We start from the raw sequence: 15640 nt of genomic DNA on the forward strand, positions 1-15640 counted from the left end.
GGGCGGGTCAGCCGACCGCGCCCTCCATCTGCAGCTCGATCAGCCGGTTGAGCTCCAGCGCGTACTCCATGGGGAGCTCCTTGGCGATGGGCTCGACGAAGCCGCGCACGATCATCGCCATGGCCTCGAACTCGCTCATGCCGCGGCTCATCAGGTAGAAGAGCTGGTCCTCGGAGACCTTGGAGACGGTCGCCTCGTGGCCCATGGACACGTCGTCCTCGCGGACGTCCACGTAGGGGTAGGTGTCCGAGCGGGAGATGGTGTCGACGAGCAGCGCGTCGCAGAGCACGTTCGACTTGGAGCCCGGGGCGCCCTCGCCGATCTCGATGAGACCGCGGTAGGAGGTGCGGCCACCGCCGCGCGCGACGGACTTCGAGACGATGTTGGACGACGTGTTCGGCGCCATGTGGACCATCTTGGCGCCCGCGTCCTGGTGCTGGCCCTCGCCGGCGAAGGCGATGGACAGGGTCTCGCCCTTGGCGTGCTCGCCCATCAGGTAGACGGCCGGGTACTTCATCGTCACCTTGGAGCCGATGTTGCCGTCGACCCACTCCATGGTCGCGCCCTCGTAGGCGACCGCGCGCTTGGTGACCAGGTTGTAGACGTTGTTCGACCAGTTCTGGATGGTCGTGTAGCGGCAGCGGGCGTTCTTCTTGACGATGATCTCGACGACCGCGGAGTGCAGCGAGTCCGACTTGTAGATCGGGGCGGTGCAGCCCTCGACGTAGTGCACGTAGGCACCCTCGTCGACGATGATCAGGGTCCGCTCGAACTGGCCCATGTTCTCCGTGTTGATACGGAAGTAGGCCTGGAGCGGGATCTCCACGTGGACGCCCGGCGGGACGTAGATGAAGGAGCCGCCCGACCACACGGCGGAGTTCAGCGACGCGAACTTGTTGTCGCCGACGGGGATGACCGTCCCGAAGTACTCCTTGAAGAGCTCCGGGTGCTCCTTCAGCGCGGTGTCGGTGTCGAGGAAGATGACGCCCTGCTCCTCCAGGTCCTCACGGATCTGGTGGTAGACGACCTCGGACTCGTACTGGGCGGCGACACCGGCGACGAGGCGCTGCTTCTCCGCCTCGGGGATGCCGAGCTTGTCGTAGGTGTTCTTGATGTCCTCGGGCAGGTCCTCCCAGGACTCCGCCTGCTTCTCCGTGGACCGCACGAAGTACTTGATGTTGTCGAAGTCGATGCCGGAGAGGTCGGAGCCCCAGTTCGGCATGGGCTTCTTCTCGAAAAGACGCAGGCCCTTGAGACGGAGCTTGGTCATCCACTCCGGCTCGCTCTTCTTGGCGGAGATGTCCCGGACGACGTCCTCGTCGATGCCGCGCTTGGCAGAGGCGCCGGCCGTGTCGGAGTCGGCCCAGCCGTACTCGTACTTGCCCAGGCCCTCCAGCTCGGGGTGGGCAGTCTCCGTGGGGAGAGTCATGCGGGGTTCCTCCCGGCCGTGCTTGCAGATGCGTTGTGGGAAATCTTGGGGATGAACGTCGTGCAGACGCCGTCGCCGTGCGCGATGGTGGCGAGCCGCTGTACGTGTGTACCGAGCAGCTCGGCGAAAAATTCCGTCTCCGCCTCGCACAGTTGCGGAAACTGCTCGGCGACGTGGGCGACCGGGCAGTGGTGCTGGCAGAGCTGCTCACCCTTCTGCGGGTGAGGCGCGCTGCGCGCCGTAGCAGCGTACCCGTCGACGCTCAGGGCCTTGGCCAGCGCTTCGGCCCGCTTCTCGGGCGGGACGCCCTCGACCGCGCGGCGGTAGGCGCCGGCCTGTGCGGCGATCCTGGCGCGAGCGAAAGCGGCGATCGCCTCGTCGCCGCCCTCGCGGTCGGCGATCCAGCGCAGGGCGTCCGCCGCGAGCGTGTCGTACGACTGGTCGAAGGCGTCCCTGCCGTAGTCCGTCAGGGCGAACACCTTGGCCGGCCGGCCGCGGGTCCGCGCGCCGTACACCCGCTGCTCGCGCGCCTCCACGACACCGTCGCCCGTGAGGGCGTCCAGGTGCCGGCGCACGGCCGCCTGGGTGAGGCCCAGCCGCTCGGCGAGCTCGGCGACGGTCGAGGGGCCGTGGTCCAGGATGGACCGCGCGACTCGGTTGCGGGTGGACCGCTCCCCGGTCGCCAGCTCCTCGTGAGGTGCCTCGCCGACGTTTTTCACAACGCCATTGTTGCGTAATTCCTCCGGACCGGGCAAGCCGCGTGTGCGCCGCACCACGGTGCCCTACGTCACTTAGGTGAACCTAATCTGACCTGCGGAAACGATCTCTGATCGATCAAACCGCTGGCATGCGGCAGCCGCATCGGGGACACTCCGGAACCATGCCCACACCCCCTCCGACCGGCCCTCTTGTCACCCGCGAGACGCTCCGGACGCAGCTCGGCGATCTCGGGGTACAGCCCGGCGAGACCCTCCTCGTGCACTCCTCGCTCAGCGCCCTCGGCTGGGTCAACGGCGGCGCCGTGGCGGTGGTGCGGGGACTGCTCGACGCGCTCGGTCCCGAGGGCACGCTGGTGGTCCCCACCCAGACCGGCGACCTGTCCGACCCGGCTCTGTGGAGCAATCCGCCCGTCCCCCCGCAATGGTGGGCGGCCATTCGCGCCACCATGCCCGCCTACGACCCGCGGACCACGCCCTCGCGCGGGGTCGGCGTCGTCCCGGAGACGGTGCGGACCTGGCCCGGCGCCCTGCGCAGCGCGCACCCGCAGACCTCGTTCGCGGCGCTCGGCCCGCGCGCGGCGGAGGTGCTCGACGGGCACGCGCCGGACTGCCGGCTCGGGGAGCGCAGCCCGCTGGCGAAACTGGAGGCGATGGGCGCCCGGGTGCTGCTGCTCGGCGCCGGCTACGCCTCCTGCACGAGCTTCCACCTGGCCGAGTACCGGATCCCGTCCCCGATCGTCGCCGTGGGCCGCCCGGGCCCGCAGGGCTGGGAGACCGTGACCGAGGTGTCGATCAGCTCGGACCGATTCGACGAGCTGGGCTACGACTTCGAACGGGACCGTCCCGTCGTGCGCGGCAAGGTCGGGGCCGCCGAGGCGCGGCTGTTCCCGGTGAAGGACGCGGTGGACTACGCCGGACGGTGGCTCGCGGTGCACCGGCCGCGCGAGGAGGAGTAGCCGTACCCCCCGGTCCGGGCCCCCGTGCGCCTACCTAGACTCTGGACCCATGCGAAGTGAGCCCGTGGTCCAGGTCCAGGCCCTGGTGAAGCGGTACGGCACGAAGACCGCGGTGGACGGGCTCGACCTGGTGGCCCGGGCGGGTGTGACCGCCGTGCTCGGCCCCAACGGGGCGGGCAAGACGACCACGGTCGAGACCTGCGAGGGGTACCGGAAGCCGGATTCCGGCACGGTGCGCGTCCTGGGCCTCGACCCGGTGCGACAGTCCGCCGACCTGCGGCCCCGCATCGGTGTGATGCTCCAGTCCGGCGGTGTCTACTCGGGCTCCCGGGCCGACGAGATGCTCCGCCACGTCGCCAGGCTGCACGCGCATCCGCTGGACGTGGACGCGCTGATCGAGCGGCTGGGGCTCGGCTCCTGCGGCCGTACGACGTACCGGCGGCTGTCCGGCGGGCAGCAGCAGCGGCTCGCCCTGGCCATGGCCGTGGTCGGGCGACCGGAACTGGTCTTCCTCGACGAGCCGACCGCCGGGCTCGACCCCCAGGCGCGCCACGCCACCTGGGACCTCGTCCGGGACCTGCGGGCGGACGGCGTCTCGGTGATCCTCACCACCCACTACATGGACGAGGCCGAGCAGCTCGCCGACGACGTGGCGATCATCGACGCCGGCCGGGTCATCGCCCACGGCTCCCCGGAGGAGCTGTGCCGGGGCGGCGCCGAGAACACGCTCCGCTTCACGGGCCGGCCCGGCCTCGACGTGGCCTCGCTGCTGAAGGCCCTGCCCGCCGACTGCTCGGCCGCCGAGCTGACGCCGGGTTCCTACCGGGTCGTCGGCAAGGTCGACCCGCAACTGCTCGCCACGGTCACCTCCTGGTGCGCCCAGCACGGCGTGATGCCGGAGCGGATCTCGGTGGAGCGCCACACCCTCGAGGACGTCTTCCTGGAGCTCACCGGCAAGGAGCTGCGTTCATGATGTCGGCTTGCACAGAGGTCGGCCGGGGGTCCGGGGGTCGCCCCCCGGGAAGGCACAGCCTGGAGCTCACCGGCAAGGAGCTGCGTTCATGACCGCCACCGGGATGTACACGCCGAGGCCCGGCGCGGCCCCGCTCCCCCGCATGATCGCGGCCCAGGCCGCGCTCGAGACGAAGATGCTGCTGCGCAACGGCGAGCAGCTGCTGCTGACCGTCGTCATCCCGGCCCTGCTCCTGGTGCTCTTCAGCACCGTGGACATCGTCGACACCGGCGCCGGTGAGGCGGTCGACTTCCTCGCGCCCGGCATCCTCGCGCTCGCGGTGATGTCGACGGCGTTCACCGGCCAGGCCATCGCCACCGGCTTCGAGCGCCGCTACGGCGTGCTGAAGCGGCTCGCGTCCTCGCCGCTGCCCCGCTGGGGCCTGATGACGGCGAAGACGCTGTCCGTGCTGGTCACCGAGATCCTCCAGGTGATCCTGCTGACGGTGATCGCCTTCGCCCTCGGCTGGTCGCCGCACGGCAACCCGGTCGCCGTCCTGCTGCTCCTGGTCCTCGGCACGGCGGCCTTCTCGGGCCTCGGCCTGCTGATGGCCGGGACGCTGAAGGCCGAGGCGACGCTGGCCGCGGCCAACCTGGTGTTCCTGCTGCTGCTCGTCGGCGGCGGGGTCGTCGTACCGCTGGACAAGTTCCCTGCCGGCGCGCAGGACGTGCTGGGCCTGCTGCCGATCGCGGCCCTGTCCGACGGGCTGCGGGACGTGCTCCAGCACGGCGCGTCGATGCCCTGGGGCGACCTCGGGATCCTGGCCGTCTGGGCGGTCGCGGGACTCGCGGCGGCCGGGAAGTTCTTCCGCTGGGAGTAGGGAAGGTGTCCTGTGACGGACCCTCGTGAAAGTGTGCACAAGCGGCGGCCTACGATGGTTCGCGTGCCAAACGTGACCCGCGCCGACGCCCAGGCCGCCCTGCGCAACCCGCTCGCCTTCATCGCCGAGCGCTGGACCCCGGAACCCCGGACGGTCCGGCGCGCGGCGCTCACCGCGCTCCTGATGTCGGTGATCATCGTCGTCACCGGTGGCGCGGTGCGGCTGACCGGCTCGGGCCTGGGCTGCCCGACCTGGCCCAAGTGCACCGACGACTCGCTCACCGCCACCAGCGAGATGGGCTTCCACGGCGCCATCGAGTTCGGCAACCGCATGCTGACGTACGTGCTGTGCGCCGCCGTCGGCTGGGCGATCATCGCCGCGCGCTCGCGGAAGCCGTACCGGCGGGGTCTGGTCCGGCTGGGCTGGGCGCAGTTCTGGATCGTGATGAGCAACGCGGTGCTCGGCGGCATCGTGGTGCTGGTCGGTCTCAACCCGTACACGGTCGCGGCGCACTTCGTGGCGACGTCCGCGCTCATCGCGGTGGCCACGGTGATGTGGCAGCGCACCCGGGAGGGTGACGCGGCACCGCGCCCGCTGGTCGGCAAGGCCGTGCGGCAGCTGGTCTGGTTCCTGACAGCGGCGGCCGTCCTGCTCATCCTGGTCGGCACGGTCGTCACCGGGGCGGGCCCGCACGCGGGCGACTCCAGCGAGGTCGAGCGGATGCCGGTCGACTGGGAGACGGTGAGCAAGCTGCACGCCGTGCTGGCGTGGATCGTGGTGACGCTGACGTTCGCCCTGTGGTTCGTCCTCAAGGCGGTCGACGCGCCCAGGAACCCGCTGAACCGCACCCGCGAGCTGTTCCTGATCCTGCTCGCGCAGGGCGTCATCGGCTACGTCCAGTACTTCACGGACCTGCCCGAGGTGCTGGTCGGCCTGCACATGCTCGGCTCGGCCGTGATGTGGATCTGGGTGCTGCGCGTGGTGCTGTCGCTGCGCGAGCGGCCTGAGGCCGCTGTGGACCTGCCCGGTCCCCCCGCCGAGGCCACCCTCACCAAGGCCTAGTCGAGCCCGTACACCCGGCGCGCGTTCCCCGACGCCAGCATGCCCGCCACCCGCTGCGCGTCGGCGAGTGACCAGGCGCCCTCGGCGACCCAGGTGCCGAGCACCCGGGCGAGGGCCTCGCGGAACAGGCGGGCGCCCACCACGTGCAGTTCGGGCAGGCCCTGGGCGCCGGTGGAGAAGAGGATCTTGCCGAAGGGGGCCAGCTCCAGGATCTCCGCGAGGACGGTCGCGGCCCGGGCACCCGTGCGGACGAGGGCAGCGCCGCAGTCGACGTGGACGTGCGGGAAGACCCCGGCGAGATGGGCGGCGTGCCGGTGGTACGGGTAGCCGTGCAGCAGGACCAGGTCCGTGCCGAGGCCGGCCGTGGCCCGCACGAAGTCCGTCAGCAGCACCGGGTCCGTGCGGTCGATCCGCAGCCCCGGCGCGCCCAGCCCCGCGTGCAGCTGGAGCGGCAGACCGGAGGCGACCGCGCTCCACAGCAGATGCCGCAGCAGCACCGGGTCGCTCAGCTCCCCGCCGACCCCGCGCCCGGCGAGCCAGCGGCCGGCCGCCCCGCGCACCTCCCCCGGCCCGGGCGGCTCCGGCGCGAGCGCGAGGCCGTGCCGTACGCCCGCGACCGAGGTGAAGGCGACGGCGTCGGCGGCGGCCGCGTGCACCGACTCGGCGAGGTTGGCGAGGAAGGACTCGACGGTTCCGGAGGTGTCGGCGACCTGCTCGGCGAGGAGTTCCAGGCGCACGATCTCGCGGGCCCGGGCGGCTCCGGCGGAGGCCAGCTCGCCGGGTTCCGTCAGATCACCGGGAAGGCCGGTGTCGACCAGGTACGTGGTGATGCCGCTGCCGCGCAGGAGCCGGCGGCCGGATTCCAGGACGCCCAGTTCCCGGCGTCGGGCCAGATAGCGGGCGGGCGTGCAGTGCGGTTCGAGCCCGAGCAGGGGTGGGCACCAGCGCCGCACGGCGAAGCCGGTCTGGGTGTCGAAGAGCGTGGTGCCGGGGGCGGGTGGGCCCTCGGTGCGGCTGAGGTGGGCCTCGAAGGTGCCGAGGCCCAGCTCCGTGCGGAGCACTCCGTGGCAGTACTGGTCCACCAGTGACGGCGTTTCGATCATCCGGGCCTCCCGGTGTGGACCCTGTTGTTCTCAAGGGTCCTAACGGGTGAACCGGGTGTGAGGTCGCGGTCCCGGGAGGGGCGCCTCTTCAGTTCGGCGGCCGCGGGCTGCGTGTGGTTGCTCGCGCAGTCCCCGCGCCCCCGAACGACAAAGGCCGGCCACTCAGCCGTTCTTCGGGCCGCCCACCTGGATGCCCGCCATCCGCGACCACTCATAGCGGCCCGTCTTCACCTTCGCGGCGAATTCGCCGTCGAAGGACTCGTGGATCGTGATGCCCGACTTCTCCACGGCCTGTACGGCGATCTCGTGGGAGGGGGCGACCAGGTCACCCCAGTTGCCGTCCTCGCCGACCAGGACGATGCGTGCGCCGCGCTCGCCGAGGTAGGCGACCTGGCCCTCGGCGCCGCCGTGGGCCTTGGAGAAGGAGGAGATCTGCTTGGCCAGCCGGGCCGCCTTGCGCTCGGCCTTGGGGTCAACCTGCTGCGTGTCTGCCATGGCCAGGATGCTACTCACGGGTAGATCAGGATGCGAGGGCAGGGGTCTGTGACGTACGTCGGTGCGTCAGCGCAGGAACGGGTCGACGGCGACCGCCACGAACAGCAGCGAGACATAGGTGATCGACCAGTGGAACAGGCGCATCTCCTTCAGCTTCGCGCCCGTCACCTCCGCCTTCGCGCGGTTCTGCAGGCCGTGCGCCTCCCAGAGCCAGAAGCCGCCCGCGAGCAGCGCGACCGAGGTGTAGAACCAGCCGGTGTAGCCGAGCGGGGTCAGCAGGAGGGAGACGGCGACCATGACCCAGCTGTAGATCACGATCTGCTTGGCGACCACCTTGTTGGAGGCGACCACCGGCAGCATGGGCACACCCACGCGCGCGTAGTCCTCCTTGACCTTCATGGACAGCGGCCAGTAGTGCGGCGGCGTCCAGAAGAACATGACCATGAAGAGGATGACCGGCGCCCACGACATCGAGTTCGTGACCGAGGACCAGCCGATCAGCACCGGCAGACAGCCGGCGATGCCGCCCCACACGATGTTCTGCGAGGTGCGGCGCTTGAGGATCATCGTGTAGACGACCACGTAGAAGAGGAGCGCGCCGAGGGCGAGCCAGGCGCTCAGCCAGTTCACCGTGAGGCCGAAGAGCAGGGTGGACGTGATGGCCAGGGTGATGCCGAAGGCCAGGCACTCGCGCGGGCTGACCATGCCGGTGACCAGCGGGCGCTGCGAGGTGCGGTCCATCAGCGCGTCGATGTCGCGGTCGATGTACATGTTGAGCGCGTTGGCGCCGCCCGCGGACAGGTAGCCGCCGACGCACGTCAGCAGCACCAGCGTCAGGTCGGGCACACCCTGCTGCGCCAGGAACATCACCGGCACCGTCGTGATCAGCAGCAGCTCGATGATCCGCGGCTTGGTGAGAGCCACGAATGCCATGACACGGGCCCCGAGCGGCCGGTGGGCCGGGCTCTGGTCCGTCCCGGTCTCCCCCATAGCCTTAAGGGCATGGGTGGTGCCCCCACCCGCTGGACGGGATTCAACGGCCGTCACGCACACCCCTACAGAGACATCCCAGCAAGCCTCACCCCTGTGAAGTCCCGGTAAAGGCTCGCGCGTACCACGCCACTTTAGACGTTGCCCAGACTCGGACATTCGCGGGGGTCGGGTCGTGTTGGCGGGCACCTTCCGAAGGGCGCGTCGAAGCTCGATTGAGCACCCGGATGAGCGGCTCCGTATTCACCTGTCGAATGCGGTACGGCCCAGTCAGGAGGCGGATCGGGATCAGTCCCGGCACTCTGGAGTGACTCGAAAAAACGCACGTCCCACGGGGGTAGGCTCGACTGCGGCCGGTGGGCGCCCCGATACACCGGCATCCGACATGTGGAGAGGAGCCCTGACCCAGGGTGAGCACCAAGCCGACCACCACAGACCTCGAGTGGACCGAGTTGGACCAGCGGTCCGTCGACACCGCGCGTGTCCTGGCCGCCGATGCCGTACAGAAGGTCGGTAACGGCCATCCGGGTACGGCGATGAGCCTGGCGCCTGCCGCCTACACCCTCTTCCAGAAGGTGATGCGGCACGACCCGGCGGACGCCGACTGGGTCGGGCGGGACCGCTTCGTGCTGTCCGCCGGCCACTCGTCCCTGACCCTCTACACCCAGCTGTACCTGGCCGGCTTCGGCCTGGAGCTGGACGATCTGAAGTCCTTCCGGACCTGGGGCTCGAAGACCCCCGGCCACCCCGAGTACGGGCACACGACCGGTGTGGAGACGACCACCGGCCCGCTCGGCCAGGGTGTCGCCAACGCGGTGGGCATGGCGATGGCCTCCCGCTACGAGCGCGGCCTGTTCGACCCGGAGGCCGCCGAGGGCGAGTCGCCGTTCGACCACTTCATCTACTGCATCGCCGGTGACGGCTGCCTCCAGGAGGGCATCTCCGCCGAGGCGTCCTCCCTCGCGGGCCACCAGAAGCTCGGCAACCTGATCCTGCTGTGGGACGACAACCACATCTCGATCGAGGGCGACACCGAGACGGCCGTGTCCGAGGACACGGCGAAGCGGTACGAGGCGTACGGCTGGCACGTGCAGCGGGTGGCGCCGAAGCCGGACGGCGACCTGGACCCGCACGCGCTGTACGACGCGATCGAGGCGGCCAAGGCGGTCACCGACCGGCCGTCGTTCATCGCGATGCGCACCATCATCGCCTGGCCCGCCCCGAACGCGCAGAACACCGAGGCGGCACACGGCTCGGCGCTGGGTGACGACGAGGTGGCCGCGACCAAGCGCGTGCTCGGCTTCGACCCGGAGAAGTCCTTCGAGGTCTCCGACGAGGTCATCTCGCACACCCGCAAGGCGCTGGAGCGGGGCAAGGCGGCCCGCGCGGTGTGGGAGAAGGCGTACCAGCAGTGGCGGGACAACAACCCCGAGCGCGCCGCGGAGTACGACCGGATCGCCAAGGGTGAGCTGCCCACCGGCTGGGCGGAGAAGATCCCGGTCTTCGAGGTCGGCAAGGGCGTGGCCACGCGTGCCGCCTCCGGCAAGGTGCTGCAGGCCCTCGGCGGGGTCATCCCGGAGCTGTGGGGCGGCTCGGCCGACCTGGCCGGCTCCAACAACACCACGATCGACAAGACCAGCTCCTTCCTCCCGGCGGACAACCCGCTGCCGGAGGCGAACCCGTACGGCCGCACGATCCACTTCGGTATCCGCGAGCACGCGATGGCCGCCGCGATGAACGGCATCGCGCTGCACGGCAACACCCGCATCTACGGCGGCACCTTCCTGGTGTTCTCCGACTACATGCGCAACGCGGTGCGGCTGTCGGCGCTGATGCACCTGCCGGTGACGTACGTGTGGACGCACGACTCCATCGGTCTCGGCGAGGACGGCCCGACGCACCAGCCGGTCGAGCACCTCGCCGCGCTGCGCGCGATCCCGGGTCTGAACATCGTGCGCCCGGCGGACGCCAACGAGACCGCGATCGCCTGGCGCGAGATCCTGGCGCGCTGGACGAAGGAGTTCGGCAAGGGCCAGCCGCACGGTCTGGCACTGACCCGTCAGGGTGTGCCGACGTACGAGCCCAACGAGGACGCCGCGCGCGGCGGTTACGTGATGTTCGAGGCCGAGGGCGGCGAGCCCGAGGTCATCCTGATCGCCACCGGCTCGGAGGTGCACGTCGCCGTCGAGGCGCGCGAGCAGCTCCAGGGCGCCGGCGTGCCCACGCGTGTGGTGTCCATGCCGTCGGTGGAGTGGTTCGAGCAGCAGGACCAGGGGTACCGGGACAGCGTCCTGCCGCCGTCCGTCCGGGCCCGTGTCGCGGTCGAGGCCGGTATCGGTCTGACCTGGCACAAGTACGTGGGGGACGCCGGCCGCATCGTTTCCCTGGAGCACTTCGGTGCTTCGGCCGACGGCAAGGTCCTTTTCCGCGAGTTCGGTTTCACTCCCGAGAACGTGGCCGCCGCCGCGCGGGAATCGATCGCCGCAGCTCAGCGCTGACGCTCATATACGACACGTAGGAGATGGAATTTCCATGACAGACGCACTCAAGCGCCTCTCCGAGGAGGGCGTCGCGATCTGGCTGGACGACCTGTCGCGCAAGCGGATCACGTCCGGCAACCTCGCCGAGCTGATCGACCAGCAGCACGTCGTGGGCGTCACCACCAACCCGTCGATCTTCCAGAAGGCGATCTCCCAGGGCGACGGCTACGACACGCAGCTGGCCGACCTCGCCGCCCGCAAGGTCACCGTCGAAGAGGCCATCCGCATGATCACGACGGCGGACGTCCGTGACGCCGCCGACATCCTGCGCCCGGTCTTCGACGCCACCGGCGGCAAGGACGGCCGGGTCTCGATCGAGGTCGACCCGCGCCTGGCGCACAACACGCGGGCGACGGTCGCCGAGGCCAAGCAGCTCGCCTGGCTGGTGGACCGGCCCAACACGCTCATCAAGATCCCGGCGACCGAGGCGGGCCTCCCGGCCATCGCCGAGACCATCGGCCTGGGCATCAGCGTCAACGTCACGCTGATCTTCTCCCTGGAGCGTTACCGCCTGGTCATGGACGCGTTCCTGACCGGCCTGGAGAAGGCCAAGGAGCGCGGCCTGGACCTGTCGCTGATCCACTCCGTGGCGTCGTTCTTCGTGTCCCGCGTGGACACCGAGATCGACAAGCGGCTCGACGCGCTGGGCACCGACGAGGCCAAGGCCGCGCGCGGCAAGGCCGGCATCGCCAACGCCCGGCTGGCCTACCAGGCGTACGAGGAGGTCTTCTCCTCGGACCGCTGGAGCGCCCTGGAGAAGGCGGGCGCCAACAAGCAGCGTCCCCTGTGGGCGTCCACCGGCGTGAAGGACAAGGCGTACAAGCCCACCATGTACGTCGAAGAACTGGTGGCTCCGAACACGGTGAACACCATGCCGGAGGCGACCCTGTTCGCCACGGAGGAGCAGGGCGAGATCCGCGGCAACACCATCGCCGGCACCTACGAGCAGGCCCGCGCCGACCTCGACGCGGTCGAGCGCCTCGGGATCAAGTACGACGACGTGGTGCAGCTGCTCGAGGAGGAGGGCGTCCAGAAGTTCGAGGACTCCTGGATCGAGCTGCTGAAGTCGACCGAGGCCGAGCTCAAGCGCCTCGCCCCCTCGGAGGGCTGAACAGGTGTCGAGCAGCAACCCGCTGCGTGACCCCGCGGACCGGCGGCTCCCGCGTATCGCGGGGCCGTCGGGCCTGGTCATCTTCGGCGTCACGGGCGACCTGTCCCGCAAGAAGCTCATGCCCGCCGTGTACGACCTCGCCAACCGTGGTCTGCTGCCGCCGGGCTTCTCGCTGGTGGGCTTCGCCCGCCGTGAGTGGGCGCACGAGGACTTCGCGCAGGAGGTCCACGACGCGGTCAAGGAGCACGCCCGCACGCCCTTTCGCGAGGAGGTCTGGCAGCAGCTCATCCAGGGCATGCGCTTCGTGCAGGGCACGTTCGACGACGACGACGCGTTCGAGCGGCTGCGCTCCACGATCGAGGAGCTCGACAAGGCGCAGGGCACGGGCGGCAACTTCGCCTTCTACCTGTCCGTGCCGCCGTCGGCCTTCCCGGTGGTCATCCAGCAGCTGAAGAAGCACCAGCTGGCCGACCAGACGGGCGGTTCCTGGCGGCGCGCGGTCATCGAGAAGCCGTTCGGCCACGACCTCGCCTCGGCCGAGGAGCTGAACGCGATCGTCCACGAGGTGTTCGCCCCGGAGCAGGTGTTCCGGATCGACCACTACCTGGGCAAGGAGACCGTCCAGAACATCCTGGCGCTGCGCTTCGCCAACACGATGTTCGAGCCGATCTGGAACCGGTCCTTCGTGGACCATGTGCAGATCACCATGGCCGAGGACATCGGCATCGGCGGCCGGGCCGGCTACTACGACGGCATCGGCGCCGCCCGTGACGTCATCCAGAACCACCTCCTCCAGCTCATGGCGCTGACGGCCATGGAGGAGCCGGCCTCCTTCGACGCGGACGCGCTGGCCGCCGAGAAGACCAAGGTGCTCGGTGCCGTGCGGCTGCCGAAGGACCTGGGCCGGGACACCGTGCGCGGCCAGTACTCCGCGGGCTGGCAGGGCGGCACCAAGGTGCGCGGCTACCTCGAGGAGGACGGCATCAACGACTCCTCGAAGACGGACACCTACGCCGCGATCAAGCTGGAGATCGACAACCGCCGCTGGGCGGGCGTCCCCTTCTATCTGCGCACCGGCAAGCGGCTGGGCCGCCGCGTGACGGAGATCGCCGTCGTCTTCCAGCGGGCCCCGCACTCCCCGTTCGACTCCACGGCCACCGAGGAGCTCGGCTCCAACGCGATCGTCATCCGCGTCCAGCCGGACGAGGGCGTCACGGTCCGCTTCGGCTCGAAGGTGCCGGGCACGTCGATGGAGATCCGGGACGTGTCGATGGACTTCGCGTACGGCGAGTCCTTCACGGAGTCCAGCCCGGAGGCCTACGAGCGTCTGATCCTGGACGTTCTGCTCGGTGACTCCAACCTCTTCCCGCGTACCGAGGAGGTCGAGCTGTCCTGGAAGATCCTCGACCCGATCGAGCAGTACTGGGAGAAGACCGGCAAGCCCGCCCAGTATCCGGCCGGTACCTGGGGGCCCGTCGAGGCGGACGAGATGCTCGCACGAGACGGACGGAGCTGGCGCAGGCCATGAAGATCGACCTGACCGACACCACGGCAAGCAAGATCAACAAGGCGCTGGTCCAGGGCCGCCGGGCGATCGGCACCCCGGCGGTCGGCATGGTGCTCACGCTCGTCATCGTGACGGACGAGGAGAACGCCTACGACGCGCTGAAGGCCGCGAGCGACGCCGCGCACGAGCATCCCTCGCGCACGCTGGTGGTCATCAAGCGTGTCTCCCGCTCGCCCCGCGACCGCACGCAGTCCCGTCTGGACGCCGAGGTACGGGTCGGCGCTGACGCGGGCACCGGCGAGACGGTCGTGCTCCGGCTGTACGGCGAGGTCGCGGACCATGCCCAGTCGGTCGTGCTGCCGCTGCTGCTGCCGGACGCCCCGGTCGTGGTGTGGTGGCCGGTGAACGCGCCGCTCGACCCGGCGAAGGACCCCCTGGGTGCCCTCGCGCAGCGCCGCGTCACCGACACGTACTCCTCCGAGCAGCCGGTACGGGACCTGTCCACCCGGTCGAGGGCCTACACCCCTGGCGACACGGACCTGTCCTGGACCCGCATCACGCCCTGGCGCTCCATGCTGGCGGCGGCCCTCGACCAGGTCCCGTGCGAGGTCCGGGCCGTCGAGGTGGAGGGCGAGGAGTTCAACCCGAGCTGTGAGCTGCTGGCGATGTGGCTCGCGGACCGGCTGGACGTCCCCGTGCAGCGGTCGCTGTCCAGCGGGCCCGGTCTGACGGCGGTCCGGATGGACACCAACTGCGGCCCGATCAAGCTGGACCGGGCCGACGGCTCGCTGGCGACGCTCTCCATCGAGGGCCAGCCGGACCGGGCGGTGGCGCTGAAGCGCCGGGAGACGGCCGAGCTGATGGCGGAGGAGCTGCGGCGTCTGGACCCGGACGACACGTACGCGTCGGCGCTGCGGTACGGGGTGGAGCGGCTGAAGTCCTCGTCGGCGGTGCCGGCGGTGCCCAAAAGTGAGGGGCGAGCAGGACTCGCCCTCCCCGCTCCCGTTGAAAGGGCTGCGAAAGCACCCGCCGCGGCAGCGACGGCGCAGGCACCGGTGAGGCGGGAGCCGCCCGAGCTGGAACCGGTACGGAAGGCGACGACGAAGTGAGTACGGCACCGCAGCTGGTCGTGCACCGCGACAAGGAGCTGATGGCGCAGGCCGCGGCGGCCCGGCTGATCACCAGGATCGTGGACGCGCAGGCCTCCCGGGGTTCGGCGTCCGTGGTCCTGACGGGCGGCCGCAACGGCAACGGCCTGCTGGCCGCGCTGGCCTCGGCGCCCGCCCGGGACGCGATCGACTGGAGCCGGCTCGACCTCTGGTGGGGCGACGAGCGGTTCCTGCCCGAGGGTGACCCCGAGCGCAACGTCACCCAGGCCAGGCAGGCTCTGCTCGACTCGGTGCCGCTCGATCCGAAGCGGGTGCACCCGATGCCCGCGTCGGACGGGCCGTACGGCAGCGACGTGGACGCGGCGGCGGCCGCGTACGCGGAGGAGCTGGCAGCGGCGGCGGGCCCGGAGAACCACGGGCCCGTGCCCACGTTCGACGTACTGATGCTGGGCGTCGGACCGGACACGCATGTCGCGTCGCTGTTCCCGGAGCTGCCGGCGGTCAGGGAGACCGACCGCACGGTGGTCGGCGTCCACGGCGCGCCCAAGCCGCCGCCGACCCGGGTGACGCTGACGCTGCCGGCGATCCGGGCGGCGCGGGAGGTATGGCTCCTGGCCGCGGGTGAGGACAAGGCCCAGGCGGTGGCGATCGCCCTGTCGGGAGCGGGAGAGATCCAGGCCCCGGCGGCGGGGGCGTACGGCAGGAGCCGGACCCTGTGGCTCCTGGACGCGGCGGCGGCTTCCCAACTGCCGCGTTCGCTGTATCCACCGGCATCACCGTGAACGCC

General features: G+C 70.5%; 14 protein-coding genes. 9 read left to right on the plus strand and 5 right to left on the minus strand.

What is annotated here, in order from left to right; all coding sequences use genetic code 11:
• Positions 1–7: 7 nt before the first annotated feature.
• Both sufB and IGS69_RS07470 read right to left on the minus strand, forming a co-directional pair.
• Entirely contained in the window at positions 8–1429 is a 1422-nt protein-coding gene (gene sufB / locus IGS69_RS07465) for a Fe-S cluster assembly protein SufB (RefSeq protein WP_190897860.1), read from the minus strand.
• Entirely contained in the window at positions 1426–2148 is a 723-nt protein-coding gene (locus tag IGS69_RS07470) for a helix-turn-helix transcriptional regulator (RefSeq protein ID WP_190897861.1), read from the minus strand. The genes sufB and IGS69_RS07470 overlap by 4 nt, the downstream gene beginning before the upstream one ends.
• 161 nt (positions 2149–2309) lie before the next feature.
• On the opposite strand from IGS69_RS07470, the gene IGS69_RS07475 reads away from it, so the two are divergent.
• The 4 genes from IGS69_RS07475 to IGS69_RS07490 all read left to right on the plus strand — a co-directional run bounded on the left by IGS69_RS07475 (position 2310) and on the right by IGS69_RS07490 (position 5998).
• Entirely contained in the window at positions 2310–3104 is a 795-nt protein-coding gene (locus tag IGS69_RS07475; RefSeq protein WP_190897862.1) for an aminoglycoside N(3)-acetyltransferase, read from the plus strand.
• 49 nt (positions 3105–3153) lie between these two features.
• Entirely contained in the window at positions 3154–4077 is a 924-nt protein-coding gene (locus tag IGS69_RS07480) for an ABC transporter ATP-binding protein (RefSeq protein ID WP_190897863.1), read from the plus strand.
• Between the two features lie 88 nt (positions 4078–4165).
• Positions 4166–4936, plus strand: coding sequence for an ABC transporter permease (locus tag IGS69_RS07485; RefSeq protein ID WP_190897864.1), 771 nt, complete (start codon positions 4166–4168; stop codon positions 4934–4936).
• Positions 4937–4990: 54 nt separating this feature from the next.
• A complete protein-coding gene (locus IGS69_RS07490) occupies positions 4991–5998 on the plus strand; it encodes a COX15/CtaA family protein (protein WP_190897866.1) in 1008 nt (335 codons plus the stop codon).
• Here the strand turns inward: IGS69_RS07490 and IGS69_RS07495 are convergent.
• The 3 genes from IGS69_RS07495 to IGS69_RS07505 form a co-directional block, all read right to left on the minus strand.
• Complete coding sequence (locus tag IGS69_RS07495) at positions 5995–7101, minus strand: amidohydrolase family protein (RefSeq protein ID WP_190897867.1); 1107 nt, start codon at positions 7099–7101, stop codon at positions 5995–5997. The genes IGS69_RS07490 and IGS69_RS07495 overlap by 4 nt on opposite strands.
• A gap of 162 nt (positions 7102–7263) precedes the next feature.
• Entirely contained in the window at positions 7264–7596 is a 333-nt protein-coding gene (locus IGS69_RS07500; protein ID WP_190897868.1) for a hypothetical protein, read from the minus strand.
• Between the two features lie 66 nt (positions 7597–7662).
• Entirely contained in the window at positions 7663–8649 is a 987-nt protein-coding gene (locus tag IGS69_RS07505) for a heme o synthase (RefSeq protein ID WP_385865170.1), read from the minus strand.
• Between the two features lie 347 nt (positions 8650–8996).
• Between IGS69_RS07505 and tkt the strand changes: the two genes are divergently transcribed.
• The 5 genes from tkt to pgl are packed head-to-tail and all read left to right on the plus strand — an operon-like array spanning position 8997 to position 15635.
• Complete coding sequence (tkt, locus tag IGS69_RS07510; RefSeq protein WP_190897871.1) at positions 8997–11084, plus strand: transketolase; 2088 nt, start codon at positions 8997–8999, stop codon at positions 11082–11084.
• 34 nt (positions 11085–11118) lie between these two features.
• Positions 11119–12237: a transaldolase gene (gene tal / locus IGS69_RS07515; RefSeq protein ID WP_190897872.1), complete on the plus strand. Its 1119-nt coding sequence runs from the start codon at positions 11119–11121 to the stop codon at positions 12235–12237.
• Between the two features lie 4 nt (positions 12238–12241).
• Positions 12242–13765: a glucose-6-phosphate dehydrogenase gene (gene zwf, locus IGS69_RS07520; RefSeq protein ID WP_190897873.1), complete on the plus strand. Its 1524-nt coding sequence runs from the start codon at positions 12242–12244 to the stop codon at positions 13763–13765.
• On the plus strand, positions 13762–14853 hold the full coding sequence (gene opcA / locus IGS69_RS07525) for a glucose-6-phosphate dehydrogenase assembly protein OpcA (protein ID WP_190897875.1): 1092 nt from the start codon (positions 13762–13764) through the stop codon (positions 14851–14853). The genes zwf and opcA overlap by 4 nt, the downstream gene beginning before the upstream one ends.
• Positions 14850–15635, plus strand: coding sequence for a 6-phosphogluconolactonase (gene pgl, locus IGS69_RS07530; protein ID WP_190897876.1), 786 nt, complete (start codon positions 14850–14852; stop codon positions 15633–15635). Before opcA ends, pgl begins: the two co-directional genes overlap by 4 nt.
• The last annotated feature ends 5 nt before the right edge of the window (positions 15636–15640 follow it).

This window comes from Streptomyces tuirus, from assembly GCF_014701095.1.
GTDB classification, from domain to species: domain Bacteria; phylum Actinomycetota; class Actinomycetes; order Streptomycetales; family Streptomycetaceae; genus Streptomyces; species Streptomyces tuirus.

Bases quoted from the DNA above. Each gene is read 5' to 3' on its own strand.
- IGS69_RS07475 (WP_190897862.1), top strand. From the start codon at position 2,310: ATGCCCACACCCCCTCCGACCGGCCCTCTTGTCACCCGCGAGACGCTC.
- IGS69_RS07480 (WP_190897863.1), top strand. From the start codon at position 3,154: ATGCGAAGTGAGCCCGTGGTCCAGGTCCAGGCCCTGGTGAAGCGGTAC.
- tal (WP_190897872.1), top strand. From the start codon at position 11,119: ATGACAGACGCACTCAAGCGCCTCTCCGAGGAGGGCGTCGCGATCTGG.
- sufB (WP_190897860.1), bottom strand. From the start codon at position 1,429: ATGACTCTCCCCACGGAGACTGCCCACCCCGAGCTGGAGGGCCTGGGC.
- IGS69_RS07500 (WP_190897868.1), bottom strand. From the start codon at position 7,596: ATGGCAGACACGCAGCAGGTTGACCCCAAGGCCGAGCGCAAGGCGGCC.
- IGS69_RS07495 (WP_190897867.1), bottom strand. From the start codon at position 7,101: ATGATCGAAACGCCGTCACTGGTGGACCAGTACTGCCACGGAGTGCTC.
- IGS69_RS07490 (WP_190897866.1), top strand. From the start codon at position 4,991: ATGGTTCGCGTGCCAAACGTGACCCGCGCCGACGCCCAGGCCGCCCTG.
- IGS69_RS07485 (WP_190897864.1), top strand. From the start codon at position 4,166: ATGACCGCCACCGGGATGTACACGCCGAGGCCCGGCGCGGCCCCGCTC.
- opcA (WP_190897875.1), top strand. From the start codon at position 13,762: ATGAAGATCGACCTGACCGACACCACGGCAAGCAAGATCAACAAGGCG.